The organism is Radiobacillus kanasensis (assembly GCF_021049245.1).
Lineage (GTDB): Bacteria > Bacillota > Bacilli > Bacillales > Amphibacillaceae > Radiobacillus > Radiobacillus kanasensis.
The window spans coordinates 981,820-1,002,319 of sequence record NZ_CP088020.1; the positions used below are offsets into that span (position 1 = coordinate 981,820).

At 37.6% G+C, this 20,500-nt stretch carries 31 protein-coding genes and 4 pseudogenes; all 35 read left to right on the forward strand.

All coding sequences use genetic code 11. From position 1 onward, the window contains the following. Nucleotides 1-20 precede the first annotated feature (20 nt). Nucleotides 21-257 (forward strand): hypothetical protein, encoded by a 237-nt coding sequence (locus KO561_RS05180; RefSeq protein ID WP_231096070.1) that lies wholly within the window; start codon nt 21-23, stop codon nt 255-257. Next, nucleotides 241-1,720, forward strand: a pseudogene (locus tag KO561_RS05185) (DNA cytosine methyltransferase). The gene KO561_RS05180 and the pseudogene KO561_RS05185 overlap by 17 nt, the downstream one beginning before the upstream one ends. 11 nt (nt 1,721-1,731) lie before the next feature. Continuing rightward, nucleotides 1,732-1,926: a hypothetical protein gene (locus tag KO561_RS05190; RefSeq protein WP_231096071.1), complete on the forward strand. Its 195-nt coding sequence runs from the start codon at nt 1,732-1,734 to the stop codon at nt 1,924-1,926. Beyond that, a complete protein-coding gene (locus KO561_RS05195; protein WP_231096072.1) occupies nt 1,923-2,744 on the forward strand; it encodes a DNA adenine methylase in 822 nt (273 codons plus the stop codon). The genes KO561_RS05190 and KO561_RS05195 overlap by 4 nt, the downstream gene beginning before the upstream one ends. Then, nucleotides 2,741-2,905, forward strand: a complete 165-nt coding sequence (locus tag KO561_RS05200) for a hypothetical protein (RefSeq protein WP_231096073.1) — start codon at nt 2,741-2,743, stop codon at nt 2,903-2,905. The genes KO561_RS05195 and KO561_RS05200 overlap by 4 nt, the downstream gene beginning before the upstream one ends. Before the next feature lie 32 nt (nt 2,906-2,937). Further along, on the forward strand, nt 2,938-3,273 hold the full coding sequence (locus KO561_RS05205; RefSeq protein ID WP_231096074.1) for a hypothetical protein: 336 nt from the start codon (nt 2,938-2,940) through the stop codon (nt 3,271-3,273). A 3-nt stretch (nt 3,274-3,276) separates the two neighbouring features. Further along, nucleotides 3,277-3,483, forward strand: a complete 207-nt coding sequence (locus KO561_RS05210; RefSeq protein ID WP_231096075.1) for a hypothetical protein — start codon at nt 3,277-3,279, stop codon at nt 3,481-3,483. Nucleotides 3,484-3,520: 37 nt separating this feature from the next. Next, nucleotides 3,521-3,781, forward strand: a complete 261-nt coding sequence (locus KO561_RS05215; protein ID WP_231096076.1) for a hypothetical protein — start codon at nt 3,521-3,523, stop codon at nt 3,779-3,781. Between the two features lie 79 nt (nt 3,782-3,860). After that, entirely contained in the window at nt 3,861-4,097 is a 237-nt protein-coding gene (locus KO561_RS05220) for a cytochrome c3 family protein (RefSeq protein ID WP_231096077.1), read from the forward strand. 78 nt (nt 4,098-4,175) lie between these two features. Further along, on the forward strand, nt 4,176-4,373 hold the full coding sequence (locus KO561_RS05225) for a DUF3954 domain-containing protein (protein ID WP_231096078.1): 198 nt from the start codon (nt 4,176-4,178) through the stop codon (nt 4,371-4,373). 35 nt (nt 4,374-4,408) lie between these two features. Beyond that, entirely contained in the window at nt 4,409-4,549 is a 141-nt protein-coding gene (locus KO561_RS05230) for a hypothetical protein (protein ID WP_231096079.1), read from the forward strand. 18 nt (nt 4,550-4,567) lie between these two features. Continuing rightward, nucleotides 4,568-4,969: a hypothetical protein gene (locus KO561_RS05235; RefSeq protein ID WP_231096080.1), complete on the forward strand. Its 402-nt coding sequence runs from the start codon at nt 4,568-4,570 to the stop codon at nt 4,967-4,969. 141 nt (nt 4,970-5,110) lie between these two features. Next, nucleotides 5,111-5,299, forward strand: a complete 189-nt coding sequence (locus KO561_RS05240; RefSeq protein ID WP_231096081.1) for a hypothetical protein — start codon at nt 5,111-5,113, stop codon at nt 5,297-5,299. Between the two features lie 126 nt (nt 5,300-5,425). Further along, nucleotides 5,426-5,869, forward strand: coding sequence for an ArpU family phage packaging/lysis transcriptional regulator (locus KO561_RS05245; RefSeq protein ID WP_231096082.1), 444 nt, complete (start codon nt 5,426-5,428; stop codon nt 5,867-5,869). Next, nucleotides 5,866-6,408 carry a tyrosine-type recombinase/integrase gene (locus tag KO561_RS05250; protein WP_231096083.1) on the forward strand — a complete coding sequence of 181 codons (543 nt, stop codon included), beginning with the start codon at nt 5,866-5,868 and terminating at the stop codon, nt 6,406-6,408. Before KO561_RS05245 ends, KO561_RS05250 begins: the two co-directional genes overlap by 4 nt. A gap of 165 nt (nt 6,409-6,573) precedes the next feature. Next, on the forward strand, nt 6,574-6,870 hold the full coding sequence (locus tag KO561_RS05255) for a hypothetical protein (RefSeq protein WP_231096084.1): 297 nt from the start codon (nt 6,574-6,576) through the stop codon (nt 6,868-6,870). Next, a complete protein-coding gene (locus tag KO561_RS05260) occupies nt 6,864-7,535 on the forward strand; it encodes a hypothetical protein (RefSeq protein ID WP_231096085.1) in 672 nt (223 codons plus the stop codon). The genes KO561_RS05255 and KO561_RS05260 overlap by 7 nt, the downstream gene beginning before the upstream one ends. Before the next feature lie 122 nt (nt 7,536-7,657). Next, nucleotides 7,658-7,990, forward strand: a complete 333-nt coding sequence (locus KO561_RS05265; protein WP_331000859.1) for an HNH endonuclease — start codon at nt 7,658-7,660, stop codon at nt 7,988-7,990. A 6-nt stretch (nt 7,991-7,996) separates the two neighbouring features. Continuing rightward, nucleotides 7,997-8,230, forward strand: a complete 234-nt coding sequence (locus KO561_RS05270) for a hypothetical protein (RefSeq protein WP_231096086.1) — start codon at nt 7,997-7,999, stop codon at nt 8,228-8,230. Nucleotides 8,231-8,389: 159 nt separating this feature from the next. After that, a pseudogene (locus tag KO561_RS20565) lies at nt 8,390-8,548 on the forward strand (helix-turn-helix domain-containing protein); the annotation flags it as partial. 27 nt (nt 8,549-8,575) lie between these two features. Further along, nucleotides 8,576-8,905: a hypothetical protein gene (locus KO561_RS20570; RefSeq protein ID WP_408004864.1), complete on the forward strand. Its 330-nt coding sequence runs from the start codon at nt 8,576-8,578 to the stop codon at nt 8,903-8,905. 3 nt (nt 8,906-8,908) lie between these two features. Continuing rightward, on the forward strand, nt 8,909-10,579 hold the full coding sequence (locus KO561_RS05280; protein ID WP_231096088.1) for a terminase large subunit domain-containing protein: 1,671 nt from the start codon (nt 8,909-8,911) through the stop codon (nt 10,577-10,579). 71 nt (nt 10,580-10,650) lie between these two features. After that, on the forward strand, nt 10,651-11,733 hold the full coding sequence (locus tag KO561_RS05285) for a phage portal protein (RefSeq protein ID WP_231097045.1): 1,083 nt from the start codon (nt 10,651-10,653) through the stop codon (nt 11,731-11,733). Further along, the gene (locus tag KO561_RS05290) at nt 11,733-12,485 is read left to right on the forward strand and encodes a head maturation protease, ClpP-related (RefSeq protein WP_231096089.1); all 753 of its coding nucleotides are present in this window, start codon (nt 11,733-11,735) and stop codon (nt 12,483-12,485) included. Before KO561_RS05285 ends, KO561_RS05290 begins: the two co-directional genes overlap by 1 nt. Before the next feature lie 20 nt (nt 12,486-12,505). Beyond that, nucleotides 12,506-13,636, forward strand: a pseudogene (locus tag KO561_RS05295) (phage major capsid protein); the annotation flags it as partial. A 3-nt stretch (nt 13,637-13,639) separates the two neighbouring features. Beyond that, a pseudogene (locus KO561_RS05300) lies at nt 13,640-13,894 on the forward strand (fibronectin type III domain-containing protein); the annotation flags it as partial. Nucleotides 13,895-13,919: 25 nt separating this feature from the next. Continuing rightward, a complete protein-coding gene (locus KO561_RS05305; protein ID WP_231096090.1) occupies nt 13,920-14,297 on the forward strand; it encodes a hypothetical protein in 378 nt (125 codons plus the stop codon). Between the two features lie 12 nt (nt 14,298-14,309). Then, entirely contained in the window at nt 14,310-14,621 is a 312-nt protein-coding gene (locus KO561_RS05310) for a hypothetical protein (RefSeq protein WP_231096091.1), read from the forward strand. Beyond that, the gene (locus tag KO561_RS05315) at nt 14,590-14,955 is read left to right on the forward strand and encodes a head-tail adaptor protein (protein WP_231096092.1); all 366 of its coding nucleotides are present in this window, start codon (nt 14,590-14,592) and stop codon (nt 14,953-14,955) included. The genes KO561_RS05310 and KO561_RS05315 overlap by 32 nt, the downstream gene beginning before the upstream one ends. After that, nucleotides 14,952-15,341 (forward strand): hypothetical protein, encoded by a 390-nt coding sequence (locus tag KO561_RS05320; protein ID WP_231096093.1) that lies wholly within the window; start codon nt 14,952-14,954, stop codon nt 15,339-15,341. The genes KO561_RS05315 and KO561_RS05320 overlap by 4 nt, the downstream gene beginning before the upstream one ends. Then, on the forward strand, nt 15,328-15,756 hold the full coding sequence (locus tag KO561_RS05325) for a hypothetical protein (RefSeq protein ID WP_231096094.1): 429 nt from the start codon (nt 15,328-15,330) through the stop codon (nt 15,754-15,756). Before KO561_RS05320 ends, KO561_RS05325 begins: the two co-directional genes overlap by 14 nt. Continuing rightward, nucleotides 15,756-16,343 carry a phage tail protein gene (locus tag KO561_RS05330; RefSeq protein ID WP_231096095.1) on the forward strand — a complete coding sequence of 196 codons (588 nt, stop codon included), beginning with the start codon at nt 15,756-15,758 and terminating at the stop codon, nt 16,341-16,343. Before KO561_RS05325 ends, KO561_RS05330 begins: the two co-directional genes overlap by 1 nt. Beyond that, the gene (locus KO561_RS05335) at nt 16,327-16,605 is read left to right on the forward strand and encodes a fibronectin type III domain-containing protein (protein WP_269140716.1); all 279 of its coding nucleotides are present in this window, start codon (nt 16,327-16,329) and stop codon (nt 16,603-16,605) included. The genes KO561_RS05330 and KO561_RS05335 overlap by 17 nt, the downstream gene beginning before the upstream one ends. Nucleotides 16,606-16,654: 49 nt before the next feature. Beyond that, on the forward strand, nt 16,655-17,176 hold the full coding sequence (locus tag KO561_RS05340; RefSeq protein WP_231096097.1) for a hypothetical protein: 522 nt from the start codon (nt 16,655-16,657) through the stop codon (nt 17,174-17,176). Nucleotides 17,177-17,187: 11 nt separating this feature from the next. After that, complete coding sequence (locus KO561_RS05345) at nt 17,188-20,496, forward strand: phage tail tape measure protein (protein ID WP_231096098.1); 3,309 nt, start codon at nt 17,188-17,190, stop codon at nt 20,494-20,496. Nucleotides 20,497-20,500 lie beyond the last annotated feature (4 nt).

The window sequence follows — 20,500 nt, forward strand, 5'->3', positions numbered from 1 at the left end:
GACGAACAGGGGAAAATAGCATGATTATGAATGATGACTTAGACCATGGGATTGACAACAAGACAGCTAGCAACATAGTAAGCGATTGGAATAAGTTCATGAGCATAGAACAACTAGCAAAGAGGTACAAGCGTGATTGGTTTGAAATTGTGATGTGTTTAAGGCATATGAGTGTGAATGTTGGAATGGAAATTAGGCCAATTGGGTTTAGGTATCCACGAGCGAAAGGGGAGAGAAACGATAAAGCTTCAACTTGATTTATTTAGAGAAATCATAGTAGACAATTTCGCTGGTGGCGGGGGAGCTTCGACAGGAATAGAACTAGCAACTGGATTGAATGTGGACATAGCTATTAACCATGACCCAGCTGCAATCGCGATGCATAAAGCTAACCATCCCAACACAGAACATTATTGTGAATCAGTTTGGGATATTGATCCTAAGAAAGCAGTTAAAGGTCGTAAGGTGGGGCTATGTTGGTTATCTCCTGACTGCAAACATTTCAGTAAAGCAAAAGGCGGTAAGCCAGTTGATAAAAGAGTACGAGGGCTTGCTTGGGTAGCAATTAGATGGGCTATAGATGTTCGACCAAGAGTTATCATGCTTGAGAATGTCGAGGAATTTAAAACATGGGGTCCTTTAAAACTAAATAGCAGGGGTGAATGGGCACCAGACCCAGATAAGAAAGGAATGACCTTTCAATCCTTTGTTAAATCCTTCAAAGCTCTTGGTTATGAAGTTGGAAACAAAGGAATTAAAAGCGTGTGATTACGGGGCTCCTACAACACGAAAACGATTATTTCTTATTGCCAGATGTGATGGTAAGCCTATTGTATGGCCAGAACCAACACACGATGATCCCGAGAGTATAAATGTACAACTTGGTCTGAAAAAGCCTTATCGTACAGCTGCAGAAATAATTGATTGGAGTGTTCCGTGTCAAAGTATTTTTGGAAGAGAAAAGCCATTGGTTGAAAACACACTAAAAAGAATTGCAAAGGGATTACAAAAGTTTGTTGTTGAAAATCCTAATCCGTTTGTACTTGATAAGAGAAAAGCTCCTTATCTTATTCAATACCACTCCGAAACGACAGAAAATGGAGTGAGAGGGCAAACCCTCGATAGTCCTTTACTAACGATTGATACACAACCTAGATACGGACTTGTTACAGCGTTTATATCCAAAAATTACGCAGGTCAAAGTAGATCGGTAGCAAGTGACATGTATGACCCTCTACACACCATCACAGCAAGACAATGTCATTCTTTGGTTGAAGTAAGGTTATCCAACCAAAGAAACAAACGTGTTGAAGAATTTTTAACTAAATATTATGGACGTGCGGTTTTTGGCGAAAGGGGAACTGATTCAGCCTTTTTAATTAAATATTACGGTCAGGGTGATGGTCAACCAATAGATGAGCCTTTACACACCATCCCAACTAGAGACAGATTCGGATTGGTAACAGTAGAAGGTCAAGACTACCAAATTGTTGATATTGGAATGAGAATGCTGCAACCGCATGAGTTATTTGCAGCACAAGGTTTTCCTACAGAATACATCATCGATCGAGATTATAAAGGCAAAAAGTATCCAAAGACTCAACAGGTAGCAAGAGTAGGTAACTCTGTACCACCCGATTTTGCCGAAGCATTAACCAGAGCAAATTTACCGGAAATGTGCGTAAAGAAATACGAATATAAAGCTGCAGTAAGCAGTTAGGAGGTTAGTGTATGGAACCTATAACCCTACCAGAAACAGCAAATAGGCTTCGACAGGCCGTGGAGGAAAGAAAAAGATTCGTAGCTTATGAGCTACACAAGATGAAAGTGGACGATAAAGGTACTCCATTTGAATCGATGACGTTGACGGAATTAGAGCCCATATACATTCGAGAGTGCTGCATGAGAGGGAAGGAGATCCAATGATACCAAGAATATTGCATTATCCAGGTAGTAAATGGAGCATAGCTGATTGGATTATTAGTCATTTCCCTAATCACGAAACATATCTAGAGCCATTCTTTGGTAGTGGAGCTGTCCTATTTACGAAACAAAGAAGCGCATTAGAGACCGTTAACGATATTGATGGTGAAGTGGTTAATCTATTTAAAATTATAAGAGAACGACCTGATGAGTTAGCGTATGCGATTAGATTCACTCCCCACAGCCGTGAAGAATATTACGGTAGTTACCTCGAGGCAGAGGATGAATTAGAAAGAGCTAGACGTCTTATCGTTCGGTTATGGCAAGGACGCGGAGGAAAGACCTCACATAGAACAGGTTGGAGGAGCATGATTGAACGAAACGGGCCATTACCAGGCAGAGAGTGGATTAAGTTTCCGGAAAAGATTGCTGCAGTAGCAGAAAGGTTAGTTGGAGTGCAAATTGAAAACCAACCAGCAATCGAATTAATAAAAAGATATTCGAGGCAAAATGTTTTAATCTATGCGGATCCACCTTATATTTTGTCCACCAGAACTACATCTAGTTATAAACATGAGATGACAGAAGATGGTCACATTGAGTTACTGGAAGCATTAGAAGAACATCCTGGACCAGTTATATTATCTGGTTATGCACATCCACTCTACGATGATAAGCTTTCGCACTGGAGAAGAGAAGTCAAAAAAGCAAAGGCAGAGGCTGGCGCAAGCCGAGAAGAGGTTCTATGGGTTAATCCTCATGCTATGAAAGGCTATTTTCAGCAGGACGTATTTCAATACCTGGGAGAAGCACCAAGATGAAACAGGATGAACGAAGCTGGCTTATCGGATTCCTAGTCATGCACACGAAAAGTACCTTCTTCTATTACTCTAGCAAGTCCGATGAGGAGCTGGAGGAAGAAATGAGAGCGTACAGTCGCAAAATGGTAGATAACGATGCTGGGGAGTTAGTGGGTAGTTGACGGAAAAACACTAGTAAGAAAGGGGAGTGAAAATGTATTTAGATACCGTTGAATGTCCTTATTGTGGACATGAAAATGATATGTCGGATGGCACAATTGACTTACCTGATGATAATAAATTCGACCATGAATGCGAGAATTGCGAACGTGAATTTGAAGTATTTGTAGAGTTCGAACCTTCTTACAACAGTGGGAAAATTGAGTATGTTAAATGTGAAAAGTGCGGAGAAGATACAAGAGAACCAGCTAAGAGAGGAAAGATATTTCCTTTCCCTAAATCACTTGATGGAAATGTATATTGTATGTCTTGTTTTTTCAAAGGACACCATCTTGATGACGTTAGAAAGTTCGGTGAGAAAGGAGTTTAGGAAATGACAAAGCAAGAATTGATAAACAAGTACGCTAAAAAGTGTGATGAAGCAAGGGAGAGAAAAGATATTTTCAGAAGAAGTAAATTCGAAAACAAGAAAAAAGGTAATCAAGAAGAAGCTTGTTGGGATGAATTAGAACAGGAAGCTTGCGCTAAAGAGTTTTATCTATGTGAGGAATTTATTAGAGATTTAAAAGAATTAAGTTGATTCGCATTCCGATTAAAAACCAAAGGAGTGAATACAGGTGACGGAACAAGAACGGTTGGAACAAATAAAAGATCAGTATTCTAATGCAATCGACATGGCTTTATCTGATGGAGAAACTTTGCCGGATTATGAAATGGAAGTAGCAGACGTAAATTTCCTCATCCAACAAGCAGAAGAAAAGCAAAAACTGCATGACCATATTCAACGCATCATCAACATCATAGAGGATGAAAGCGTAACTGATGAAGAAAAAGTGGAGTCAATCATAAATGTAAATGTCTTAATGATGATGAAATGATACCCCTAATCCTATATACCCTAACCACGATTGGATTATAGTTACTAGCTAGGGCGAAATATTGAGAGGAGAGAAGAACATGAGCGGAACAATCAAAGCTCAAACTTGTCCTTATTGTCATCAAGAAGTTGAAGACTACGAAGCAAATTGGGAATTTGAATCCGAGGAAGAAGTTGAATGTGATAACTGCCATAAGACGTATGTTTCTAAACCCCAATATATATTTGATGGATGGCTCATAGAAAAACAATGTGAGCAATGCGGAGAATGGACAGATGATGGAATGGTTCTTTGTGATTGTGAAGATGAAGATTAACTTCAGAAAATAAAAAAGCCACGAGCAAGGCTCCCGACTAATTAGTTGGTAACTTTATTATAACAGGGGGCTTTGCGAATGGTAAAGATGGATTTTGAAAAGATGTCGGCTGAAATCAGTTTGAAAGAAGATGCTCTATTCGTGGTGAAAAACGGACAATTGACGAAGGTTACTGCAAAGCCACACGGACAAGATCTCATCATCTGGAAGAACGGACAAGTGTTGGACATAGACAGAAGTGAACGGGTGAGGATTACTGGACAGGAATTTATTTGAGAATTAACTGAAAAGCTTAAAAGGGAGGTTTAATAATGGTTGCAGATGATAGGGAACATTTAGAAGTAGAAGATTATGTTTGTGAATATTGTTTAAAATTTGGAATGGGTTTTGAGGGTGAAAATTATGACCCATCACAATGTGAATGTACTGAACATGAAGAAGATAGATATTAATAGAAGGGGATGAATGGGATGGATATTACAGTAAGCGAACAAGCCAAGCAGTTCTATTTAGCTCTAAAAGAAGAATGGAGACCTGTTGTTGGCCATGAAATTAAAGTCGGAAAATACAGATTCTGCGTTGTGCCAATGACTGATATGGTTAATGTTTCCGAAGTGACAACAGGTTGCAAAGTTTCCAATATTCCAATGAGCCCAGAAATCATGATAGCAACGAGTACCAAAGAAGATTCAATAAAGTGGTTTCACAAGGTTGGTGAATCTATATTGAGGATTATAGAGAATACAGATAACTTTGATGAAATGCTCACTCTTATGAAAAGTATGGCATACGAACGTTTAGGTGAAATGCCACCTGTTAAAGACATTGACACTCATTGGGTATTTGCAGATACTAGTGATGTTTTGAATTAAATAAGTCCCTACGGAAGAACCGACGGACACTGATTACTAGCTGTTAACGCAGCTGTAGTTGGTGTCCTTTTTTATTGCCTATTGCGAATGCAACCAATCTGCAATTTTTACCCTATTTTTGCAACCGAAGGGAGAAATCGAATGGACCTAATTATAACCATTGTTTACTTATTCATCGGAATGATTTGTGTAACCACCTTTAGACTCCCAGAAGAACCTGATGGATATCACAAAGACATATTTGTTTGTATTCTTATTTTCATTTTATTTGTTTGGCCAGTCTATATCTTATTGCGGATTGCGAGGTGGTACCGTGAAAATGGTCTATAAAATTATATGGAAAAAGAGTCCGTATCGTAAGGACAAAAGAGCAGGAGTTTTAAACCCTATACCTCGTAGCGATTACATAAAGTCATTATTCAAAGAAGCAGAATTTAAAAAGGAGAGTGGTTCAACATGCAGATGACATTTCTTCCTAAAATAGATCGAGAAGCAACTCGTGCAAAAGTTGAAAAAGTATTAGAAGAATACAAGATTTACTTATTAATGGATCCAGAGGACTTGCAACCTAAGATAACTTCTACATTCGAAATTGTTCCTCCTACACCAAATAACCAATTCCATTCTTCAACAGAAAAGACAGCGATAGATCGCATTGATTTAGAAAACGAGAGGCAACGGTTCATTTCATGGGTCCAAAAGTGTGTAAATCGATTGAGTAGGAATGAACGGGCCATTATTGTAAATCTATATTTTGTAGAAGAAGAACCAATGAATTATATCGTTTATAACAAGTTAGGGTTTAGCGAAACTAAGTACTACAAGATTAAAGCTGATGCTTTTTATAAGCTTGCTTTTATTATGAAATTACAAGTGTATGAGGAAGAGGTGGAAGTATGAACTTTGTACAGCCTATAAGGGACAAGGACAAGCTACAAAAGATGAAGGACTATCTAAAAAGTAAAAGTGAACGTAACTTTGTCATGTTCATATTAGGGATATCTACAGGTCTAAGAATCTCGGACATACTCAAACTAAGAAAGGAGGATTTGCTGCAATCTCATATAGTCATGAAAGAGACAAAAACAACTAAAGCAAAACGAATTAAGATACCTGGTTATATCAAGAAAGACATCCTTCCTTATGTGAAGCGTTTAGATGATGGCGATTATGTAATAAAGAGTCGTCAGGGTGGTAATAAATCTATAGACCGTTCAACAGCTTACCGGATACTTAAAGAAGCTGCAGAACATGTAAACCTATCCGAAATCGGTACCCATACTTTACGTAAGACATTTGGGTACCATTTCTATAAAGAAACGAATGATATAGCCATGTTGCAAGAGTTATTCAATCATTCTGATCAGTATATAACATTAAGGTATATTGGAATTAATCAAGATGCTTTAGATGCTGCTATGGATAAAGTGAGGATATGACTTTTTATTTTTTTGATATTACATCAACATAATTTAGCGGTGCGTGCACTCAAAAATAGAATAGCTTTGAAACCTTTATAGACAACGGGTTTGGGATTTATGCGAGTGCAACACTCTATGTATTATAATGTACTGTATAGGATTAATAGTGAAGGAGAGATAGTCTTGAAGATTGAAGATGCAGAAAAGAGAATTCAAGAGTTAGAGAAGTTCATTCATATGATGAAAACTTACGAAGATAACACGATGGAGAAAAAAGCATATAAACTGTATGTAGAAACAGAAAGTGTCACAAAGGTTGCTAATTCATTAAACGAATTAGGTTACCGAACAGGAACCAGGAAGGTTATTGGAAAGGATGTATCTGACCTAATCAGAAAGAAGCATGATGCAGATCCAATGCATGAAATAGCTAAGAAGATGTTTAGTTCTAATTCTAGAAGGGTTTCGAGGGTATGGTGAGAAGAGTAATAGAAGTTGTCTCAAACAACATTAATTGGATTATATTATTCTTAATAATTACCGTAATTCCACCGATTTTATTTAATTTTGTAATACTGTTTGACTTCCCTTTTCTTCCTGTTGCAAATAATAACGAATGGATAGGTTTCTTCGGGAGTTTTATAGGTTCAATAATAGGAGGATCCTTAACACTAATTGGTGTGAGACTAACCTTAACAAAGCAAGATAATCAAAATTTCGTTGATCAAGCGCCAACTAAATTAAGAAACATCGATAGGATATCAAAAAAATTAGATAAAATTGTAGAAGTTGCAAGTAATTGCGGTCAACATGGACCTGATTTGATAATTTATTATAAATACAAGGAAATAGAAGAAATTCATGAAGAAATTTCGAATATTGCAAGTGAAACAGACGGGATAGCTTATTTGATAGTATTTGAATCTGAATATATAATTTCTGAGTTTGAAGCATTTTATAAAACATTTATAAAAGATAATCGTTACGAAGCACTAAAAGTAGAAACAGGAAATGAGCAAGAATATACTGAATTGCTTGAAAGGCTTAATAGCAAAATAACGGATATAAAAAATAATTTAAAATATCACAAAGATAATCTGTATAGGAAATATGTAAAGTTATTGGGGGATTATACAAATAAGTAGGAGAATATCGGGAGAATTTTAAAAGAATTTAAGGAGAATAAAAACGCTATTAGGGTTTATTATGGTAATAGGTGAATAGTAACAACGAGGCATCCAGTGATGGATGTCTTTTTTTGTTGTGGGTGATTAATTTGGAAATAAGTCAAGTTAGAAAATTAATTAGAGAAGACAAGCTTGTTAAGTTCTATCAATGCAAAGCCTGGTATGGAAAAAATGGAATAAGGCAGCAAGCATTAGAACGTGACAACTATGAATGCCAGGAGTGCAAGAGACAAGGTAAGGTTTCACCAGCTCAGAACGTTCACCATATTAAAGAGGTTAAAGAGTATCCGGAGCTTGCTCTTGTTTTAGATAATACCGAGAGTGTTTGTATTAAATGTCACAACAAAGAACACAAGCGCTTGGAGAAATACATTCGAAAGAATAAGAAAGTATTTGATGATGAATGGTGGTGATTAGATATGTTGGATTTAAGAAAGAGATTTTTGGAGGAAGCATTTGCACCAAATGGAACTCCTGTAAGGAACATTGATGTAGTTGTTACAGCTGTAAGACTTCCGAATGGAGCGATTGAAACAATCACTAATTATCAGGGTGTTGAAACAAAACTGAAGTACTTACGAGATGCTTATGATGACATGTTTTGTCTAAAAGCTAATCCTGATGTTGAAATAGTAGGATACATGATTTATTAAACACCCCCCGGTCAAAAGTTTCACTAATTTTTGGGGAGACGTGAAACGGGGAGGGGAGTCAATTCAGCAGATGTAACATGAAATGCTAGCCCCTCCCTCCCCCTAGGCCTGTACAGAAAGAAGGTGATTAATTTGGATAAGCAAAAAGTTGGTTTTCGGATGAAAGAAAAAAGAAAAGAAAAAAAGTTGACACAGGTTGATTTTGCAAGGTTGGCAAAAGTATCAACAAATTATTATGCAAGTATCGAACAAGGAAAAAATTCACCTAGTTTGGAACTACTAGCTAGGATTGCAGAAGCGTTGGATGTATCTGTACTTTATTTATTAAACGACAGAATTGACGATATGGAGAATCGAGTAGAGACAGAAGTGAAAAGGTTAAAGGCTCTTTTTAAAAACATACCCAAAAACCAACTAGATATTGCAGAAGGATTGATCACTCAAGCTGCACGGCTAAGAATATTACTGGATGACAATTGGAAAGACATCTTAGAAAATGGGGAGTATGAAAAGTTTTCGCAAAGTGAGAACCAGGTACCTTACGATCGTAAGCGTCCTATCGTTGAAAACTACGACAATCGAGATAAAACCTACCAGACGATCGTTAAACAATTAACTGATCTATTGCCACAACCAAAGAATGATGGGAAATCAAAGCTATTAGGTCGGCGGTAGCTTATGCTTCATAATCAGTATGTTGAAGATTATATAAAGAAATGGAAATGTGGCAAACTTTTACTTAACAAAAAAAGAATTCAATTAATCTGTTTAATTGAAAAACACATATTACCACGTGATGACCTTTATTATTTCGATGAGGAACAAATCGAAAATTATATAGAGTTCAGTGAAACTTGGTATTTTGAACTAGATGAATGGGAGAAATTTATAACCCCATTCATTTTTTTATTCCGCAAAGAAGAAGATGAACCTGTATTTGATGAGTTTGTCATTAACATGGGACGTGGTGGAGGTAAGAATGGTTTCATCTCCACGCTTGCCAATTATTTTATTAGTCCTTTGCATGGAATTGATTACTATGATGTATCGATTGTTGCAAACTCCGAGAAGCAAGCAAAGAGGAGTTTCTTGGAATGTTTTCGTGTCATTAATAAAAAAGGCAACGAAGATCTAACAGAAGAATTCGAAGCATTTAAGAGTAGTATCACAGGTACGAGTACACAATCTGTTTTTGAATTTAAAACCAGTAATGCCAGCTCACAAGATGGTGGTCGTGAAGGTGCAGTGATCTATGACGAGTATCACGAAATGGAAGACACGGACATTGTGGATGTATTTTCTGGAGGTCTTGGAAAAGTAGATTGCGGTAGACAGTTTTTTATTGGAACAAAAGGTTATGTCCGAGAGGGATATTTCGATATCAAATATCGGGAATGCGAAGATATCCTTAATGAATTGATTGAATTCTCTGGTGTTTTCCCATACATTTGCGAGTTAGATGACCTGAGAGAAATGGATGATCCTGAGAACTGGCCGAAAGCTAACCCAGCACTTCAAGCACCTCTAAATAAACGCGGTAGACGGTTGTTTAACAAGGTCATTAAGGAATATAAGAAGCTAGCTTACAACCCTTCTGGACGCGCAGCGTTTGTAACCAAGCGTATGAATTTCATTGAGGATAACATGGAAAACTCCGTTGCTTCTCGTGAAGAGATGATGGCGACTAATCGACCATTTTTTAAACTCGATACAAAACCTATTGGATCGTTAGACTTTGGTAGTGTACGAGATTTTTCTACGTGTGGACTTCTGTTTAAAAAAGGGGATGAATATGCATTTAAATCCTTTACGTTTGCTATTAAACATTTCTGCGATGTGCACTATGGCTATTCGAATACGAATAATGATTTCGGTACCGAGAAGAAAGCACCAATAAAGAAGTGGGAAAAGGATGGATTGATGAGGGTTGTGGATGAACCTTCGTTAAATCCTATGCACATAGTTAACTGGTTTGTAGAAATGCGAGAGATATACGGCGTAGAAAAAATTATTGCTGATAATTTCAAATTGGATATATTGAGGCCTTTACTTGAAGCAGAAGGTTTTGAAGTGGAAGGTATTCGTAGACCATCAAGCATACACCCTTTGCTTGCTCCACGTGTAGAAGATGGTTTTGCCAATCATAAGTTTATCTTTGAAGATAATCCTCTTATGCGTTGGTTCACAAATAATGTGTATGTAAAAGAAACACAAGCCGGAAAACAATTTTTAAAGAAAGAAGAAGTGAAACGTAAAACAGATGGATTCCAGGCATTTGTCCATGCGCTATATCGAGCAAGTGACTTAGAAGATGACGAGGAGTTTTATTTAGATGAAATTGATTTTTAAGGGGGTGATTATAATTGGGAATTCTAGATTACGTTCTTGGTCGTAATAAAGAAATTGAATATATATTTGACATGGATCTACTAGCGGATACATCCAAGCGAATTTACATGAAACGTTTGGCGTTACAGATTTGTACAAATTTTCTCGGTAGAACGATTAGTCAATCCGAGTTCAGAATTAAAGAGGGAAAAGAGTACATTCGTGATGAATTGTATTACCGGTTAAATGTTCGCCCAAATAAAAACATGACCGCTAGTCACTTTTGGCAAACCGTTGTATATAAACTAATTCACGACAATGAATGTTTAATTATCCAGTCTGATGATGAAGATTTATTAATTGCGGATGACTTTGTTCACAACCAACGCGCGGTTTATGAGGATAGTTTCACGAATGTAGTGGTTAATGATTTTGAATTTAAACGTGCTTTTCCTATGAATAAGGTTTTTTACCTAAAATATCACAACGAGGAACTACAACCTTTAATTGATAGTATGTATGATGACTACGGAGAATTATTTGGTCGAATATTAAATGGTCAAAAAAGAAAGAATCAAATCCGTGGAACAGCCAAGTTAGATACGAATCAATCAATGACTAAAGAGAATATGGAAAGGCTGCAAAATTTTATTAATAAAATGTACACAGCTTTTGAAGAAAAAGATATTGCCATTGTTCCAGAGCAAAAAGGATTCAACTATGAAGAGAAAAATAGTTCATCTAATGGACAGTCAGTTGATGAGGTCAATAAAGTTACTAATGGTTTTCTTGATAAATTAGCAATGGCCATAGGAATTCCTCCAGGACTACTTCATGGTGAGATGGCAGATGTAGAAAAACTGACGAAAAATTATATGGTGTTTTGTGTGAATCCTTTCATAAAAAACATTAAGGATGAAGGTAACTATAAGTTCATCAAGAAGAAAGATTACTTGGAAAAAAATAAACGAATTGATATTCGTAGAGTTTCTTATCAAAGTATCTTCGATTTAGCTACCCAAGTTGATAAGCTCCGTTCATCGGGTGTTATGAATGGTCAAGAATTACGAGACGAATTAAATCTAGAAAGGGTGGATGATCCGATTATGGAAGAATACGTAATCACCAAAAACTACGCAAGAAGTAGTGAATCCACTGAAGGAGGTGAGGAATAATGACTAGGGAACTAAAGGAACAGATCAAAAACATGATGAACAAGAAATCAGATATTCGTTTTGAGGCTGTTGAAGAGGGGAAAGAGTATTCGCTTTACATTTATGGACCTATCGGCAGCTATTTCTATAGTGACAATAGCGCCCAAGGTATCCAGAGGAAATTGCAAAATGTTGACGCGGATAAGATTCATGTTCATATTAATTCACCAGGTGGTTCTGCTTTTGATGGTGTCGCTATTGGAAATATACTAAAAAATCACAAAGCGGAGATTATTGTTCACATTGACGGTTGGGCAGCAAGTGCAGCATCAGTTATTGCTGTGGCTGGCGATAAAGTAATTATGCCGGAAAATACAATGATGATGATTCACCGAGCAGCCACCTTTGAATACGGTAACGCAACTGTATTTGAAAAGACTGCAGCAGATCTAAGAAAGATAGATATATCACTTGCAGCATCATATAAAAAGCGTTTTGTCGGGGAAGAATCTGAATTGGAACAGTTACTAGATGAGGAAACATTTCTTACTGCAGAGGAAGCTGTCGCATTTGGGCTAGCAGATGTCGTAGGGGAAGAAATTGAAATTCAGGATCTTGAAGATATCGATGTTGACGAGGATGATACCGAACCTGAAAACATTAAGGAAAAATTAGTTGCTAAATATGTTGCACGAGCAAAACCTAATCAAAAAGAGCCTACTCCAAATTCTGTTGAAAACAGTAAAGTGAGTAAGCTCTTTTTAAATTTATAAGAAAATGGAGGGAATGTGAAATGACAATTACATTCAATAAATCAGAAGAATTTAAAGCTGCAAAGACTGAATTAGTTAATGCAATGAAAGATGGTGATGAAACAAAACAGCAAGAGGCGTTTAGTAATTTCTTTGATGCTTTACAGGAGCAAGTTTCAGCAAGCGTTTCTCAACAAGTAAACGACAGTATGCTTGATCGTTCTATCTTACAACAACGTGGTCAAAACGTGCTCACATCTGAAGAAACAAAATTCTTTAATGCAGCAATTCAACAAGGTGGGTTTACAGACGAATCTATTCTTCCTGTAACTACACAAGAACGTGTATTTGAAGATTTGAGAAAAGAACATCCTTTACTAAACGCTATTGGCTTAAAGGATATGGGTGCAGTAACTCGTATCATTACCTCTGACCCTGAGGGCGCGGCAGTTTGGGGTAAATTGTTTGGACAAATCCAAGGACAAGTGAATGCAGCGTTTGGAGAAGAAGAAATTAGCCAATTGAAACTCACTGCCTTTGGTGTAATTCCAAACGACATGTTGGAACTTGGTCCGAAATGGGTAGAGCGTTACATCCGAACTCTACTTGTTGAAGTAGTTTCTGTAGCACTTGAAAAAGGATTTGTTATTGGTAGCGGTAATAATGAACCTGTTGGTTTGGATAAAAATGTTGATCCTGATACTGGTACTGTTACTGCGAAAGTATCAAAGGGAACACTAACATTTAAACCTGGTCGGACCACAGTAATTGAAATGAAGAATGTAGTAAAAGGACTTTCCAAAAACGCAAAAGGACAAGTGCGTAAAGTTGCTGGCAAAATCGTTATGGTAGTAAATCCGTTTGACCATTTCGACATTACAGCATCTGCAACAACACAAAATGCGAGTGGAGTATATGTGACTAATTTGCCGTTCAATCCGGAAATTGTAGAGTCCGAATTCGTCCCAGAAGGAAAAGTGATTTTCTTTGTGAAAGGTCAATATCTTGCTGCTATTGCTGGTGGATACAAATTAAAGAAATTCGACCAAACACTGGCGATGGAAGATGCACAGCTATACACAATTAAACAGTTTGCGAATGGAAAACCGTTAGACAATAATGCATCTGTTGTTTATGACTTGGAAGTTGCTGAAGGTACTCCTGATGCTCCTACTAATCTAGCAACAACAAATGTAACGGATACTAGTCTTACTTTAACTTGGGATGCAGTAACTTATCCTGATGGAATTGCAAATTACGAGATTTACAGAAATGGAGTGAAAATTAATACAAGCACAGTAGCAAGCTTTAACGACACTGGTTTAGCGGCTTCAACGGATTACATTTACCAAGTAAGAGCAATTGGAAATAATGGTTTAGAATCTGTATTAAGTAATGAGCTTACGGTTACTACAGCAGCTACTGTCTAAAAATTAGAGAAGGGAGAAATACAAAATGCCTTTTAAAGTACTAAATTTTTTCAGGGATACAAAAGACCCACAAGATTCAGAACAAAATAAAGTTATCTACGAAGTTGGGCACGAATATCCAAGAAAGGGTTATCAACCACCAGAGGAACGTATTGCCGAGTTAACAAAGAAACACCCAAAATATAAGCGAGTTTTTATTGAGGAAGTTCAACCAGAAGGTGAAGAGCCCAAGTTGTTAACCCAGGCAGACATTAAGAAAATGAACAAAGGTCCTCAAGAGGAGTTAATTAAGGAACTCAATGGGGATCCTAACGAGGCAAAAAATGAGGAAGAACGAATTGCCTTAATCATAAAATTGCAAGAGAAAAGTGAATCTGATACCCAACCATCCCCTGAGCAATAGGGGGTGGTTTTCTTGACTGATCAGCAATTAAACGAATTAAGAGAAGAACTCAAAGGGTATTTAAAAATAACCTGGAATGAAGAAGACGATGATTTATTGAAGTATGTTAAGGACGGCATAGATTATTTGGATGAAACAGCAGGTATAGGGATAGATTATACAGTTGATTCAAAGGCTAGACGATTACTAATGGATTATGGGCGGTACGTTTATAATCATTCACTTGAGTTGTTCGAAGTCAACTTCGAAAGAGAACTTTTCAAACTTTCATTACGAGAGGGAATAAAAGACCATGCAACGACGGATACAGAAACCAGTACATGAGGTATTTAATGACGGATTTCTGGAGTATGGAAAAGTGACTGTACAGCGGAATGATGCACGTAAAAAGATTGGTGATGCATTTGTACCAGAAGGAAAACTTGCCTACCAGTTAATGAATGCACGGGAAGAGGATATTCAACTTGCGGGTGCTATGAACTCGCGGTTGGATATGAAAGTTAAAACTAGATTTCCTCCTTCCTTTAAGACCAATAGAAAGAAATCTTCTATGAGTTGTAAGGTACATGAGATCATTTACGATGTTATAGATGTGGATTGGGATAAGAGTAGATCTTATCTCTTTTTCTATTTGCAGGAAGTTGGTGAGGCGCAATGAACGAAAGTTGGAAAGAACATCTGACAGCAAATCAGAACAAGCTTGCAAATGATTTGGAGACAATATTTAAAATCCCTGTCTTTGGTGATGAAGCAACGAAAACAGAATTAGCTGAAGCAGAGAATTATTTTCTGATCGTTTATGGTGACATGCAATTAACAAATACAGAAGGAAGTCTAGCACAAGATGTTTATGTGGTATATGTATCTGAAGATAATCCAAACGTTGAATTCACAACACTTGATATCATTTCTGTTGGTTCAAAGGTGAAAGGTATTACTTTCGGACGAACTATTAAAGAACGCGTACAAAAAGGTAAGACCGAGGATTACTTTGATCGAGTTACTGTGATTTTCAGAAGGATGTTGAAGTATGACACGCGTTAAATACGAAGTGGATTATAAAGCCATTGAACAGATTGAGGAGAAGTTTAAAAAGATACCAAATAATATTGAGGGTATTATTAATAGCTATCTTCACAATGAAGGAGCTGCGAAAACAGTTAAGCATATTACACACTTAATGCCAATTTCTATTCGCGATAAGCGTCACGCGAGGAATAGCAAATGGTGGAAAATTGAAGATTTTAATTTAGGATTTACTGTCAAAGCACGTGGAGGAGCGGCGAGTAATCCTGGTAGTTTTGGATATCTAGTGTTTCCCAACGAAGGTCGTGGTCCACATAATCCATTAGAACAAAGATTCATGGAAGGTGGATTAGAGAGCAGTATAAATGATATTTTGTTTGGTCGAAATAGTCTTAACGACCATATAGATCGATATTTAGAGGAGGAATTCTAATGGTAATGGTAGTAGAAACGTTTGACCCGGTAACAATTACGGATATAAGCGTTCAATTCATGCAAGATGATGGAACCAAGTCACCTGGCACAAAGTTTGGTGCAGCTGGAACGGTAGGTGGGGAAACCCTTCTTCGCCAAATTATCAAACGAGAAGAAGGCATTGAGGTAGCTAAACGGACTAAAGCCGAGAAGATGACATTGACTGTTTCGGCCCATGTGAAATTGAAAGTGCTCCGTGATATATTCGGATTCTCGAATACAGACTTAAAGCCTGGTATCTATTCGTACGGAACCGATTCAAAGGCGAAGCGATTTACATTGACAGCTAACGCCATTGATGAATTCGAAGATGTGACCAAGTTAATGGCGTTCCCGGATTGCATAAGCGCCACAGGCTTCACATTCAATATTGAAAATGGAGCGGACGAAGTTGCCCTTATGGAAATCTCTCTTGAGGCATACCCGGATGACTTTAAACAGATCTTGTATGAGGCAATGGTCGAAGAATTAGAAGATCAAACCATTCCAACTACATGGCATACACAGTTTGACCGTACTCTAGTTGAAGTTGTCCCTACTCCCTAATGCGCCCTCTGGACTAGTAACATCCAATGTCACGGCTACAGGATTAACGTTGACATGGGATGCGGTTAGTTATGATGAGGGCATTTCAAATTATGAAATATATAGGGATGGAGTTTCAGTAGGGACAAGCGCGACAACAAGCTATTCGGATAGTGGGTTAACAGCTTCAACCACCTATTCGTATCAAGTAAAAGCTATTGGAGCAAACGGAAAAGAATCTGCACTAAGTACAGCGGTTTCCGTTACTACATCAGCAGCATAAAGAGTAGGGTAATCCCTACTCTTTTTCTGATGTTAAGGGAGTGTTTTGAATGGCAAAAATGGTATTTATTCGTATCGGTGAAAAACTATATCCTTCAGCAATTACGAATTATTCATTGAGTGTTGGCCATAAGCTCGGTTTAATAGATGGATCCAATTTAAAGGATGTACTTGAAGCCGATTCCGCATTGACAGTTGTTTATTTAGCTGCAATTGGCCCGAACAAAAATATTGATTTTTCATTTGATGAGTTTCTTTTTCTTTATAAAACAGATCAAGAAGAACTGGAACAAAATTATACAGCGATTATTGATGCGTGTTTGGATGTCGTTCCTAATAAATTTGCGGAAGGTTTAAAGAAAAGTACTAACACTAACGTTGGAAAAGATCAAAAGAAAATTAAATACCCTAGATTAGAAATCGAATGTGTAGAGGACCGTTATGTTTTGTACTGTCTTGCATCAGGCATTGACAGTGATACATTCTGGCATCATCCGATACCTGATTTAGAAAGGATTTATGAAAGTAGACAGGCGTATAAAGCTTGGGATAACAATCCTAAAACGTATTAGGAGGTGAGAACATGGCGAAACAAAATGAAACACAGGTTAAGTTTAGTGTCTTTAATAAGGAGTTTAATGAAGGCATCAAAGAAATGGAAAAGGAAAGTACGAAGCTTCGAAAAGAATTTAGACTTCAATCGGAACAGATGAAAGATACAGCTAGTGCTACTGAGAAGTTGGAAGCAAGGGTTGAGTATCTAGGAAAAGAACAAAGCAATGTTAAAAATAGAATCAAATCAACCAGTGATCAACTGAAAAAAGCACAAGAAGTCTATGGCGAAAACTCTAACGAAGCAAACAAACTTTCCAACAAACTTCTAGACTTGCGTATATCGGAACAAAAACTAGGTAATGCGATTAATCGTTCAAAGGCTGATATTGAACAGCAAAGTCAATCAATGACAGAGGCTAGACAAGATGCACAAAAATACCAACAAGCGTTAGATGGTATTGCTGAAAAGGCTAATGAAACAGGTGATTCACTCTCAACAGGTCTGTCACTTCCGTTAGCAGGAATCGGTACAGTTGCAGGAATGAGTGCTATGGACATGGATGGTGCTCTGAGATTGATGACTGGTTCTTTAGGTGCAACTGGCGATGAAGCCAAGCAACTAGAATCAGATATGCGTGCTGTTTGGGAAGATGGTTTTGGTGACAATCCGGAACAAGTTGCTCGATCAATCGCACTCATTAAACAAAATATTAAGGACATTAACAGTGGTGAAGATTTACAAAAGATAACTAAAAACATGTTAATCTTAGCAAACGCAACGGAAGCCGATATGAGTGAAGCTACTCGTGGTGTGAATCAGTTAATGCATAACTTCGGATTAACAGCCCAAGAATCAATGGATCTGTTTACCAAAGGGCAACAAGAAGGTTTGAATTTTTCACAGGAAATGTTCGATAACATATCGGAATACGCTCCGTTGTTTAAGCAAATGGGATTCACAGCGCAAGAGTATTTCACAATTCTAGCAAATGGTACAGAGAACGGTGCATATAATCTAGATTACATTAACGACCTAATGAAAGAGTTTAATATACGTGTTCAGGATGGTTCTGATACAACAGCAGATGCTTTTGGTCAGATGTCCAAGGAAACACAATCCGTATTTAAAGCATTTGAGGATGGTAAAGCAACCACAGAGGATTTATTCAATGCTGTACTACCAGAGCTCGAAAAAATGGAAGACCAGGTGTTGGCCAATCAAATTGGTGTAGAATTGTTCGGCAGTAAGTTTGAAGACCTTGAGAAAACGACTGTGTATTCGTTAGATAACGTTAATAACGCTTTTGAAGATACGGAAGGCGCTATGGATTCATTTGCGAAAACCCAGGAAGATGCTTTCGGTGTTAAATTTAAAAAGACAATGAGAGAGCTCTTGAGAGCGATTGAACCAATTGGCGAAGAATTGCTTGATATGGCAGATGATGTAACACCTAAGATTGAAGAGATGGCAGAGTGGTTTGTTAACCTCGATGATGAAACGAAGGATTTCATTGCCACTTCAGGATTACTAGCAGTAGGATTAGGACCTGCATTAAAGATATTTGGCTCTTTAACCTCTCTAGTGGGTGGTTTTACAAAAGGTTTAGGCAGTAAGGGGTTAAGTGGCACGATCCTACGATTAGTGAGTAGAGCTGGCCCTATTGGGTTGGCTGTAGGCGCGCTTGGTGGATTAGGAATAGCTATTGGGCAAGCCATTGAAAAGAAAAACGAGCTTAACGAAGTCTCCTTGGAAACAACTAATGCCATGTTGAAAGAACATGAATCAACGAAAAAAATGATTGATGAGTTTGACAAACTAAGAGAAAGCTCAAAACTAACCAGAGATGAGTTTGCACGATACATTGATCTTCAAACAGAATTAAAAACGGCTACTGATCCAGGAGTTATCACAAACATAAAAGATGAAATGGCAAGTCTGGAAGAAAAGTCCGGATTTACGAATGATGAACTTACGGACATGATTAAACTGAACAGCGATTTAGTGAAAGCCCTGCCTGAAGCATCAGATGAAATAACAACACAAGGGAACAAAGTAGCTGGTACTACTGATGAGCTTAGGAAATATAATCAAGAGCTCGCACAAATGGCTACGGTGGAGATTGAGAAAGAGTTCTTTGAAGCACTGGAGAATCAAAATACTCTGCTTCAAGATAGAGCTGCACAACAGAGACAGATGAACGGGTATAAACAAAAGGAAGCCGAGATTAGCCAACTTTTAAATGATTATAGTGGTAGGGAGCTTGATGTTTTAAGAGAGCAGGTTGAGGAAGAACTCAAATCCCTACAGGCAAAACAAGCCAAAGTGAGAGCCGGTACAGCGGAATGGCAGGAATTACAGAAGCAAATAGATCCGTTACAGAAACAATACAATCTCATAAAAGATGGTGAACAAGGTCTACGGAATCAACTGTTAACGATTAAAAATCAGAGAACAGAACAACAGATAAAGATAGATAATACAACTAAGGAAATTGCCCAGCTTGAGCAGATATACCAAAGACTACAACTTAACTATCTGACAAGCGCTGGTATAACGGAAGAAAAAGCACGTCAGGCTGTTCAAGATGGTACTGCAATACAAGCTATCGATACGAAAATAGCAAAGCTACAAAAGGAAAAGGAAACACTGAAAGAACAGACTCCTATAAACATGCGTAATACAGATGAATATCGAAATGCAGTAGGAGCAATTGATAATCAAATCGGTAAGTTAAATACAACTAAAGGTAAGATTAGAGGTCTGGCCAGTGATGCACGTAATTACACAGATGAGCTTAGTAAAGATGTTACCAAAAACGTCAATGCAATTTTAAATCCGAAGGCTAGCTCGTTAGATGATAGGTTATCAGAGACAGTTTGGAAGACTATATCATTAAAATATTCAAACGGAAACGGACACCACGTTCCAGTGGGATATGCTGATGGAACTAACTTTCACCCAGGTGGTCCTGCAATTGTCGGTGAGGAGGGACCAGAGATAGTGAAAGAGGGCAATAAATTGTCACTGCGAAGCTTTGGTATTATTCCTGACCTTAAACGAGGAGCTCGAGTATTTACAGCAGAACAGACGTCCAAAATGTTATCTAAGTTACCTGGTTATGCAGGTGGTGTTGGGGTAAGTCCAGAGCTATCTAGAAGCTTAGATAATATGAGTTCTATGTTAACTACTACTCAAAATAATACTAACCGGATGAACGTTGATGTAGGCGTGGGTGATGTTATCATCGATGGAAGATCTGTAGGGAGTATTGTTTGGAAACCCATTAAGGAATTCATTGATTTGGACAATAATATTAAATCAGAGTTTCAGGGGTGAGGGT